The 10,554-nt window shown below is 50.0% G+C and carries 8 protein-coding genes; 4 read left to right on the forward strand and 4 right to left on the reverse strand.

Annotated elements, in window-relative coordinates:
- Positions 1–392: 392 nt before the first annotated feature.
- The 4 genes from ACYZYZ_RS01895 to secB all read left to right on the forward strand — a co-directional run bounded on the left by ACYZYZ_RS01895 (position 393) and on the right by secB (position 6,258).
- Positions 393–2,537 (forward strand): hydantoinase/oxoprolinase family protein, encoded by a 2,145-nt coding sequence (locus tag ACYZYZ_RS01895; protein ID WP_461483043.1) that lies wholly within the window; start codon positions 393–395, stop codon positions 2,535–2,537.
- A gap of 73 nt (positions 2,538–2,610) precedes the next feature.
- The gene (locus ACYZYZ_RS01900) at positions 2,611–4,938 is read left to right on the forward strand and encodes a hydantoinase B/oxoprolinase family protein (RefSeq protein ID WP_461483044.1); all 2,328 of its coding nucleotides are present in this window, start codon (positions 2,611–2,613) and stop codon (positions 4,936–4,938) included.
- Between the two features lie 95 nt (positions 4,939–5,033).
- The gene (locus tag ACYZYZ_RS01905; RefSeq protein ID WP_461483045.1) at positions 5,034–5,534 is read left to right on the forward strand and encodes an acetone carboxylase subunit gamma; all 501 of its coding nucleotides are present in this window, start codon (positions 5,034–5,036) and stop codon (positions 5,532–5,534) included.
- A 262-nt stretch (positions 5,535–5,796) separates the two neighbouring features.
- Positions 5,797–6,258 (forward strand): protein-export chaperone SecB, encoded by a 462-nt coding sequence (secB, locus tag ACYZYZ_RS01910; protein ID WP_461483046.1) that lies wholly within the window; start codon positions 5,797–5,799, stop codon positions 6,256–6,258.
- A gap of 87 nt (positions 6,259–6,345) precedes the next feature.
- On the opposite strand, the gene ACYZYZ_RS01915 is transcribed toward secB, so the two are convergent.
- From ACYZYZ_RS01915 to ACYZYZ_RS01930, 4 genes are all read right to left on the reverse strand, one after another.
- A complete protein-coding gene (locus ACYZYZ_RS01915; RefSeq protein ID WP_461483047.1) occupies positions 6,346–8,091 on the reverse strand; it encodes a putative bifunctional diguanylate cyclase/phosphodiesterase in 1,746 nt (581 codons plus the stop codon).
- 97 nt (positions 8,092–8,188) lie between these two features.
- Entirely contained in the window at positions 8,189–8,923 is a 735-nt protein-coding gene (locus ACYZYZ_RS01920) for a 16S rRNA (uracil(1498)-N(3))-methyltransferase (protein WP_461483048.1), read from the reverse strand.
- Positions 8,924–8,927: 4 nt separating this feature from the next.
- Complete coding sequence (gene metF, locus ACYZYZ_RS01925; RefSeq protein ID WP_461483049.1) at positions 8,928–9,773, reverse strand: methylenetetrahydrofolate reductase [NAD(P)H]; 846 nt, start codon at positions 9,771–9,773, stop codon at positions 8,928–8,930.
- A 37-nt stretch (positions 9,774–9,810) separates the two neighbouring features.
- Positions 9,811–10,554: adenosylhomocysteinase (locus ACYZYZ_RS01930; RefSeq protein ID WP_461483050.1), on the reverse strand; the 744-nt coding region annotated here is incomplete at its 5' end.

Consider the following 10,554-nt stretch of genomic DNA (forward strand, 5'->3'; position numbering starts at 1 on the left):
CCTGAGAGTGAAAATACAAGTTTTAGAAGGGCTTAAGGGGCGTCTGGAGGGTGAAAAAGCTAGATTTGAGGCCGAATTCTGCCAATATGGAGCGGTAAATGGCGATTAATACTATGGTCGTAGACATGTTATAGGTGCCATGGTTTAATCCGTGTTCGATTAATGTCCGGCCTGCGACTGATATTCGAACGTTTTTCGGACGGTTTAGGTGGGCATTGATTTGAAAACCCTTATAAGACAATAAAATTTAACAATAAATTAAAATTGGCACGGCTATTGCTGTAGCTGTAGCGAGGGCACTCCTCCCTAAAATCATAACTAACGGTCTCGTCAATGGGGCCAATGAATGGGGGAGGAGGAGTAGTAAATCAACATAACTAGAGGATATAACCTTGAATGATTTAACAACCAATCCTGTAGAAGTTTTGGGTATCGATGCCGGCGGCACGATGACCGATACTTTTTTTGTGCGCGCTGACGGCGAGTTTGTTGTAGGCAAAGCACAGAGTGACGTGGATGAGCCATCAGCAGTAATGGAGTCCAGTAAGGATGCACTTGCTCACTGGGGCTTTACTGTAGAAGAAGTTTTCCCGCAAATGGTAACCTGCGTATTCTCCGGTACGGCCATGCTGAACCGGGTTGTTGGCCGTAAAGGTCTGCGCACTGGTCTGATCGTAAGTAAAGGCTTTGAAGATTTTCACCGTATGGGCCGTGCGATTCAGTGCTACCTTGGTTATGCCTTTGAAGATCGTCTGCACCTTAACACTCACCGTTACGACGAGCCTCTGGTTCACGTACATGACACTCGCGGTGTAACCGAGCGTGTTGACTCTAAAGGCGGCGTGGTATTCCCCGTTCGTCTGGATGAAGCCCGTGATGCTGCTGCTGAGCTGATTGATCAAGGCGTTAAAGCCATCGTAATCAGCTTCCTGAGTTCATACTTGAATGGTGACCACGAGCGTGCTGTTCGTGACGTAGTAAAAGAAGTTATTAAGGAAAAGGGTGTAGATATCCCTGTATTTGCTTCTGTTGATTACTACCCAGTACGTAAAGAAACTCACCGTACTAACACTACTATTCTGGAAGCATACGCGGCCGAGCCTTCTCGTGCGATTCTGTCTACCTTGAGCGATCGTATGAAAGCTGTTGGCGCCAACTACGACGTGCGCGTGATGGCATCTCACGGTGGTACTATCAGCTGGAAAGCGAAAGAGCTGGCACGTACTCTGGTATCCGGTCCTATCGGTGGTGTAATCGGTGCTAAGTATCTGGCTCAACAGCTGGGTATCGACAACATCGCATGTTCCGACATCGGTGGTACTAGCTTCGATATGGCCTTGATCGTTAAAGGTCAGTTCTCTATCCACCAAGATGGCGATATGGCGCGTCTGGTACTGTCTCTGCCTCTGGTAGCGATGGACACCATCGGTGCGGGTGCTGGCAGCTTCGTACGTATCGATCCTTACAGTAACTCCATCAAACTGGGTCCTGACTCAGCTGGTTACCGTGTAGGTACTTGCTGGCCCGAAGGCGGTGTTGACACTGTGTCTGTAACTGACTGTCACATCATCCTCGGTTACCTGAACCCCGACAACTTCCTCGGTGGTATTCTGGAGCTGGACGTACCGCGTGCTAAGCAGTGTGTTAAAGAGCAAGTTGCTGATCCGCTGGGTCTGTCTCTGGAAGATGCAGCTGCCGGTGTAATCGAACTGCTTGACCTGTCTCTGCGTCAACACCTGCGTGCAATGATCTCTGCTAAAGGTTACAGCCCGAGTGAATTCGTGTGCTTCTCCTACGGTGGTGGTGGTCCGGTTCACGCCTACGGTTACACCAAAGGCCTGGGCTTCAAAGAAACCATTATCCCTGCATGGGCTGCTGGCTTCTCTGCATTCGGTTGTGCGACTGCTGACTTCGAATACCGCTACGATAAATCTACTGATATCGGTATTACTAAAGAGTCTACTACTCAGGACAAACAAAACGCCGTTGATACCCTGCAAGCTGCTTGGGATGAGCTGACTGAGAAAGTTCTGGAAGAATTCCGTATCAACGGATTTGGTCCAGAAGACGTGACTCTGACTCCCGGATACCGCATGCAGTACCTGGGTCAGTTGAACGACCTGGAAATGAACTCACCTCTGGCTTCTATCTCCAAGGCAGAAGACTGGGATGCTCTCATTACTACCTTTGATGAAACCTACGCTCGTGTATACGCCGATGCAGCACGTTCTCCGGAACTGGGCTTTGGTATCACTGGTGCCATCCTGCGTGGCTCTGTTGCAACCAAGAAACCCGCTGTACCGTCCGAGCCTGATGCTGGCCCGACTCCTCCGGAAAACGCTTTCATCGGTACTCGTCCGTTCTACTACAACCGTGAGTGGGTTGAAGCAAAACTCTACAAAATGGAATCTCTGCTGCCAGGCAACCGTATTACTGGTCCTGCTGTTATTGAGTCCGATGCTACTACTTATGTTGTTCCTACTGGCTTCGAAACCTGGTTAGACGGACACCGTCTGTACCACTTGATCGAAGTATAAGGACTGAGTACTAGCTATCCATAGAGAATTGCTAACGTCGACTAAATAGACGAAAAGATACAGAGGATAAAAAATGACTATTTTACAAAACCCCCTAGGTACAAAACCGGGCTCACTGCTGAAAAGTGGCATGACTCTGAACGAGCACCGTAATGCTGTTCTGGAGCGCACTGCTAAAAGTGGCTTTTACGACGGTCTGGAAAAACTGGAGTTCAAAGATGCTGATCCTATCGGCTTTGAGCGTATCTTCTCCAAGGTTCGTGCTGGCCTGGTAAATGCCCGTGAAGTGGCTAAGAAAATTGCTGCTTCTCCTATCGTTGAGCAGGAAGGTGAGCTGTGTTTCACCCTGTACAACGCCATTGGTGACTGTGTTGCAACTTCTACTGGTATCATCATTCACGTGGGTACCATGGGTGCTGCGATCAAATACATGATCCAGAACAACTGGGAAGCGAACCCCGGCATCGAAGACGGTGATATGTTCACCAACAACGACTGCCAAATTGGTAACGTTCACCCCTGTGATATCGCGACCATCGTTCCCATCTTCCACGATGGCGTGCTGATCGGTTGGGTCGGTGGTATGACCCACGTAATCGATACTGGTGCGGTAGGTCCTGGCTCCATGTCCAACGGCCAAATCCAGCGTTTTGGTGATGGTATTCAGATCAGCTGCCGTAAAACCGGCCGTAAAGATACCCCGCTGCGCGACTACCTGCACGAGTCTCAACGTAACGTACGTACCACCAAGTACTGGATTCTCGATGAGAAAACCCGTATTGCTGGTGCCCACATGATCCGTGACATGCTTCTCGAAGTAGTTGAAGAGGAAGGCGCGGAAGCTGTTGAGAAGTTCATGTACGAAGTGGTTGAAGATGGCCGTCGTGGTCTGATCAGCCGTATCCGTGCTATGTGTATCCCCGGTAAAGTTAAGACCGTTGCATTCGTTGACGTTCCTTACACTCATCCGGACGTTCATGTACCGTCTACCTTCGCGAAAGTGGACACCATCATGCATGCGCCTTGTACCATCACTGTGAACGCTGATGCTACCTGGCGTCTGGACTTCGAAGGCTGCAGCCGTTGGGGTTGGCACACTTATAACACCAACCCGACTGCATTTACTTCCGGTATCTGGGTAATGATGACTCAGACTCTGGTTCCTACCGAGCGTATCAATGATGGCCCTCGTTATGCGACCCAATTCCGTTGCCCTAAAGGCACCTGGACTAACCCGGATGACCGTCGTACAGCTCACGCTGACGCATGGCACTTCCTGGTATCTTCCTGGAGCTCCTTGTGGCGCGGCCTGAGCCGTACCTACTTCGGTCGCGGTTACCTGGAAGAAGTTAACGCAGGAAACTCCAACCCCTGTAACTGGCTGCAAGGCGGCGGTGTAAACCAAGACGGTGAAATCCACGCGGTTAACAGCTTCGAAACTGCTGCTTGTGGTACTGGTGCATGTGCTGTTAAAGATGGTCTGAACCACGCTGCTGCGATCTGGAACCCTGAAGGTGATATGGGTGATATCGAGATCTGGGAACTGGCTGAGCCTCTGCTGTACATGGGTCGTCGTATCAAGACTAACACCGGTGGTTACGGTAAGTACCGCGGTGGTCTGGGTTACGAAACACTGCGTATGGTTTGGAACTCCACTGACTGGACCATGTTCTTCATGGGTAATGGCTACATGAACAGTGACTGGGGCCTGATGGGTGGTTATCCGTCAGCTACTGGCTACCGTTTTGAAGCTCACAAAACCGGTCTGAAGCAGCGTATCGCTGAAGGCAAATCTCTGCCGCTGGGTCAAGATCGCGATCCTCGCGATTGCGAGTATGAAAAACACCTGGAGCCAGGTGCGATCGTCAAGCGTGACAAGCAGTGTATTACTACTGAAGAAATGTTTGACAACGGTGACCTGTACCTGAACTACCTCCGTGGTGGCCCGGGTCTGGGTGATCCGCTGGATCGTGAAATTGAAGCTATCCAGGAAGATCTGAACGAAAACTTCATCCTCGAAGAGTTCGCTCAGAAGATCTACGGTGCTGTATTCACTAAAGATGATGAAGGTGTTTACACCGTTGATGCTGACAAGACTAAAGCTCGTCAAGCTGAAATCCGCAAAGAGCGTATCGCTCGCGGCCAGCCTGTTCATGAGTGGATGAAAGGTGAGCGTCAAAACATCATCGACAAGAAAGCGTCTTTGGCCGTTCAACAAATGTTTGCGTCAAGCTTCTATCTGTCACCCACATTCCTGGCGGAATTCAAAGAATTCTGGGATCTGCCTGAGTCTTGGGAACTGCCTGAAGAAGAACTGGGTACTCCTATGTACGGTGCTCGCATCACCATGGAAATTGGTGACCTGCCCGACGTAACCCCAGTTGTCATGGTAGAAGAATAAGGCAACCTTGTTTGCCGAGATAGGAAGAGCGGGGCCCGAGCCCCGGACCCCGCTCTATCACTTGATGAATTGACAGAACATAAGAGAGTTTAGATATGTCTACTTACACTAAGAAACAGGTCGCTGACCTGGTTAAAGGTGATCTGGACTGGGATACCGTCCACCTGATGCTTTCCATGCCGAAAGATAACGATCGCTACAAGCTTTACATGGAAGTTCTTAACGATAACGTTGATTATGACGACAAAGTGATCCTGGCTCTGGGTCCACGTCTGAACGTTGTTGAGCGCAAAGCTGACCAAGAAATCGTAGTCATGTGTGACTGTGGTCACGACTTCGGTGATTACCGTAAAAACTGGAAGCTGAATGCTCTGATCTACGTTCGCGATAGTGTAGAGAAGATGGAACAGATTTATCCTGCCATCATGGCTCCCGACACTAACTGGCAGGTATACCGTGAGTACTACTGCCCGTCTTGCGGCATTCAGCACGACGTGGAAGCACCTACTCCGTGGTACCCCGTCATGCACGACATTCAGCCCGACTTGAAGACTTTCTTCGAGTGGTTGGAAATGCCGGCTCCCGCCAAAATTTAATGGTGGTTGCTATGGGTCCCGACCTTAGGGTCGGGACCTTTTTTATTTCTGGCTCAAGCGTTGAAATAGTCGTGTTGCCAGTGAGTTTGCTCCCGATAATCAGCTGACTTTTCTTGAGATAGCAGGGAGACTATACTTCCACTCCTGCCGCCTACCGCGGCCTATCTGTCTGAACCACTAGCCAGAAATTATTGAACAATATTCAATGGCCTGACTGCTGTTAGAGCCGTAGTTCATATGTGTAGAAATTGAGGAAATTACTATGTCTCAAGCTGGACAAGCTAATAACGGGCCGCATTTTTCAATGCAGAAAATTTATATAAAGCGTACTGAGTATGAAGCGCCAAATGCTGCGACGGTATTCCGTGATGACTGGAAACCGGAAATTGCGCTGGATATGGATATTAAAAGCAATACGATTGAAGAAGGTCGCTATGAAGTTCTCTTGACTGTCTCGATCAAAGCCCACAATACATCCAGTAATATCGGGGCCTTCAAGCTGGTTGTTGAACAGGCTGCACTTTTTATGATCAGCGGATTCTCAAAAGAGCATCTGGAAGAGGCGCTTGGATCAGCATGCCCCGCTATCATGTTCCCCTATCTTCGCGAAACCGTTGATCACATGTTGATCAAGGGTGGTTTCCCTCCCCTGATGCTTGCGCCTGTCAATTTTGATGCGCTGTACCAGGAGAAAAAAGCGGGCAAAGAAGAAAAAACCAATTAATCCGCATAACTCAATAAAAAAGCCGTTTTCTGTTGGGAAAGCGGCTTTTTTTTAAAAAATATATGGGAACCGAGAGCTAGCTTGGTACTAATATGTTCGGCGTGTGGCCCCGCTATCTATAGATGTGATACTGGCGCTGGGCATGGGAAGGGTACGGTTGTCTTTAGCCAGCATTGCCTCGAATGACTGACGAGAAACTGGCTCGCTGAAATAATAGCCTTGCAAATATTGGCAGCCAGACTGTGACAAGTAGTGCGCCTGGTGAATATTTTCTACACCTTCAGCAGTCGCTGACAGATTATAGGATCGGCTAAGCATCAGAATGACATCGGCAATTTTAAACAGGCGTTCTTTGTCATTGAGTTCAGCAATAAATGTCTTGTCTATTTTCAGCTTATGAACGGGAAAAGCCACAAGCTGGTTCAATGAGGTAAAGCCGCTGCCAAAATCATCGAGTGCGAGCGACAGACCCATTCTGTTCAGTCCTTCCAGCACTTGAATAGTACGATCATCGTGATCCACCAGTTTTGTCTCGGTAATCTCAAGCTCCAGGTCTGATGGAGACAAATCATGGCTCTTAAGGCACGCATCGATAAAGGCCGGAAGTGCGCGGTTGCGAAGTTCGCTGGCAGAAAGGTTGATAGAGCAGCGAACAGGGGGCAAACCACGCTTTCGCCAGTCGCTCAGCATTTCGCAGCCTTCACTGATGACCCAGGCATCGATCTCTTTCATCAAGCCGCAGGATTCGGCAATGGGCACAAATTCTTCAGGTGAAACATTGCCCAGGGTTTGGCTCTGCCAGCGCAACAGCAACTCTACGCCAGCCAGTTTGAATTCCTTGGAATCAACATAGGGGTGGAATTCCAGATAAAATTCATCGTTAAGTAATGCTGTGCGCAGGGCTTCCTGAACCTGACGTTGCCTCTGGAGAATTTTAGACAGCGTTTTGGAGAAGAAATGGTAGGTATGTTTGCCGGAGGTTTTAGCCTGGTACATGGCAGCATCTGCATAGCGAATCAGCTCGTCGGCATTGAGGGCATCATCGGGATAGGTGGCGATACCAATGGATGCCTGCACATAGAGCTTGTGATTCTCAATTTCAACCGGCTGGTGTGTAGATTCAAGAATCCGCTCAGCAACTGAAACCGTCGCCATGGTGTCTGTCAGTCCCGACAGTAAAATGGCGAATTCATCGCCCGCCAAGCGCGCAATACTGCTGCTTTCATCCGGATTGATGACTGAGACCAGGTCAGTTCCTCGGGTGATCCGCTTGATACGATTGGCAAACTCAGCCAGAACCCGGTCGCCGATCTGGTGACCATAGTGATCGTTAATGACTTTGAAGTTATCCAGATCAATAAATAACAAAGCCAATTTTTTCTGGCTGCGTGCGCAGGAGGCAATCGAGCTGCCGAGATAGGATTTGAAGAGGCGCCGGTTCGCTAAGCCGGTGAGATTATCATAGAAGGCCAGATGCTTGATTTGTGCCTTGGCTTTGCTTTCTGCATCAAACACATTGAACAGTGCATTGTTCAGTGAGATCACCTCGCCGGCTATACCAGACAGCTCAAACGGGCTGTGCTCCTCCTTAGCTTTTTGTTCAATCGCCTGGGTGATTGCATTGATTGGTTTGATAAAAAGACGATGTATTGCCGTGATCAGGGCGACCATGGAAATGGAGAAAATTGAGATCACCGTATAGGTAAGGAATTTCCAGTCAATCGAAAAAACGTCGTTCTCACCCAGAAAGCCCGCGGATAAAACGCCGGTGAATACAAGCGTAATGAAAACAATAACGAGAATAAAAACAGTACGATAGTTCACATTCATCATGCTACCCCTTCCTTGGGTATAAGCTGAATAGATGCATTGGAATGCTCTTGGCTAATTAATATAGAGCATGGAGGATAGACAAAGAGGGCGGGTGTGGCTAGATAAAGTCACCCCAAATTGACTGAAGGATGCTGATAGCGACAACTGGCGCAGTTTCTGTTCGTAAGACTCTTGGGCCCAGTGTCAGTGGCTGAAAATCTTGTTGAATGGCAGATTCGATCTCTTCCGGCGACAATCCGCCCTCCGGACCTATCAACAGGGTGACAGTGGGGCATGTTTCATCCTGTAATTGGCGCAGGGACTGTTCGCTACGGTGGTGAAGCACCAGTTTTTTATCGGAAGAAACTTCATTCAGCCAGTGTTGAAGGTTGCGGGGCTCGTGGATAACGGGCAGTCGGTTGCGATAACACTGTTCGCAGGCGCTTGCGACGATTTGCTGCCAGTGGCCCAGTTTCTTTTCACGGCGATCACTTTTGAGTTTCACCTCTGTGCGGTCAGTAAAAAGCGGTGTAATTTCACTGACGCCAGCTTCTGTGGCTTTCTGGATGACCCAGTCCATGCGGTCGCCCCGCGAGAGGCCGATGCCAAGGTGAATCTGCAGTGGCGATTCACGTTCAATAGTGACGAAATCCATAACCCGGGCTCGGGCACGTTTACTACTGCAGTCGGTCAGGGTGGACGGATACTCGCCACCAAGGCCGTTAAATAGCGTGATCGGGTCGCCTGCTTTCAGCCGTAAAACAGCGCCCAGATGACGGGCGACATGGTCTTCCAGAGTGAGCTCTGCGCCAATTGTCAGGGGCTGATCGGTAAAAACCCGGATCTCACGCATGGGGTCAGCTTTCAGTAAAGCCCAGATTGCGGCACAACGCCGTGCAGGTATCTGCCTGGTTCATGGTGTAGAAGTGTAGCCCAGGTGCGCCGCCGGCCAGGAGTGTTTCGCATAACTTGGTGACGACTTCCAGGCCAAATGCCTTGATGCTGGCGCTGTCATCGCCAAATTGCGCAAGCCGTTGGCGAATCCAGCGAGGGACATCTGCACCACAATTATCGGAAAAGCGTACCAGATTCTGGAAGTTGGTGATGGGCATAATGCCTGGAATAATCGGCTGGTTAATTCCCTGCTTTTGACACTGTTCCAGGTAATAGAAATAGGCGTCGGGATTGAAAAAATATTGCGTGATAGCGCGACTGGCACCGGCCGCAAATTTTTGTCCAAGCCAATAAATGTCGCGATCGTAACTTTCGGCCTGGGGATGAATTTCCGGATAACAGGCAACCAGTAATTCAAACGTGTCACCAAAATGTTCGCGGATAAATTCCACCAGCTGATTGGCATATACCAGTTGTGCCATGTCTCCCATGCCAGAGGGAAGATCGCCGCGTAAGGTGACAATACGCTTGATGCCGGCGGCCAGATAACTTTCCAGAAGGCTTTTTACTGCATCGCGACTGTCCCCGCCGAAGGAAAGGTGGGGTGTGGCCATGGAGCCGGACTGTTGGATTTCAAACACGATGTCACGGGTATGTTCACGGGTCGAGCCGCCGGCACCGTAGGTGACAGAGAAGAACTCCGGTTGAAAGCGGGCGAGCTTCGTGTGTGTGGCTCGCAATTTTTCCTGCCCCTCTGGGGTTTTGGGCGGGAAAAACTCAAAGCTGAGGTGATGGTCAGTCATAATCATTCTTGTTCCAGTCATTCAGTAACAGCGATGACGGCTATCAGTAGCGATAGCTGTCTTCCTTGAAGGGACCTTCCACAGGGACATTGATGTATTCGGCCTGTTCCTTCTTCAGTATGGTGATCACGCCATTAAATCCGGCGACCATATGGGCGGCTACTTCTTCATCCAGCTTTTTCGGCAGGACCTCGACACGTAGCATCTCGCGTTGGGTATTGGCATCGGCATCCGCAAACTTCTGATCAAACAGGTGTATTTGCGCCAAAACCTGGTTGGCAAACGAGCCGTCCATAATACGGCTTGGGTGACCGGTGGCATTGCCAAGGTTTACGAGGCGGCCTTCTGAGAGCAGCAGCAGGTGGTCATTGGCTTCACGATTGCGATAGACCTTGTGAACCTGGGGTTTGATTTCTTCCCACTGCCAGTTTTTTCGCATGTAGGCGGTATCGATTTCATTGTCGAAATGGCCGATATTGCATACCACGCAACCGGACTTCAGGGCGGCGAGCACATCGGCATCACAGACGTTGTAGTTGCCGGTACAGGTCACTACCAGATCCGTCGTGGCCAGCAGGTCGGCGTTGACGCCCTGAACGGGGTCGCCTTTTTGGTAAGGTGATACCACTTCGAAGCCGTCCATGCAGGCCTGCATGGCGCAAATGGGATCAATTTCTGTCACCTTGACGATCATGCCTTCCTGGCGCAGTGATTGGGCTGAACCTTTGCCGACATCGCCGTAGCCAATCACCAAAGCTTTTTTGCCTGACAGCAAATGATCGGTGGC

Source organism: Porticoccus sp., assembly GCA_023261185.1.
GTDB lineage: Bacteria > Pseudomonadota > Gammaproteobacteria > Pseudomonadales > Porticoccaceae > Porticoccus > Porticoccus litoralis.

What these genes read in the sequence shown, in the direction of transcription:
- ACYZYZ_RS01900 (WP_461483044.1), top strand. Translation starts at nt 2,611, where the DNA reads ATGACTATTTTACAAAACCCCCTAGGTACAAAACCGGGCTCACTGCTG.
- ACYZYZ_RS01905 (WP_461483045.1), top strand. Translation starts at nt 5,034, where the DNA reads ATGTCTACTTACACTAAGAAACAGGTCGCTGACCTGGTTAAAGGTGAT.
- ACYZYZ_RS01915 (WP_461483047.1), bottom strand. Translation starts at nt 8,091, where the DNA reads ATGATGAATGTGAACTATCGTACTGTTTTTATTCTCGTTATTGTTTTC.
- secB (WP_461483046.1), top strand. Translation starts at nt 5,797, where the DNA reads ATGTCTCAAGCTGGACAAGCTAATAACGGGCCGCATTTTTCAATGCAG.
- ACYZYZ_RS01920 (WP_461483048.1), bottom strand. Translation starts at nt 8,923, where the DNA reads ATGCGTGAGATCCGGGTTTTTACCGATCAGCCCCTGACAATTGGCGCA.
- metF (WP_461483049.1), bottom strand. Translation starts at nt 9,773, where the DNA reads ATGATTATGACTGACCATCACCTCAGCTTTGAGTTTTTCCCGCCCAAA.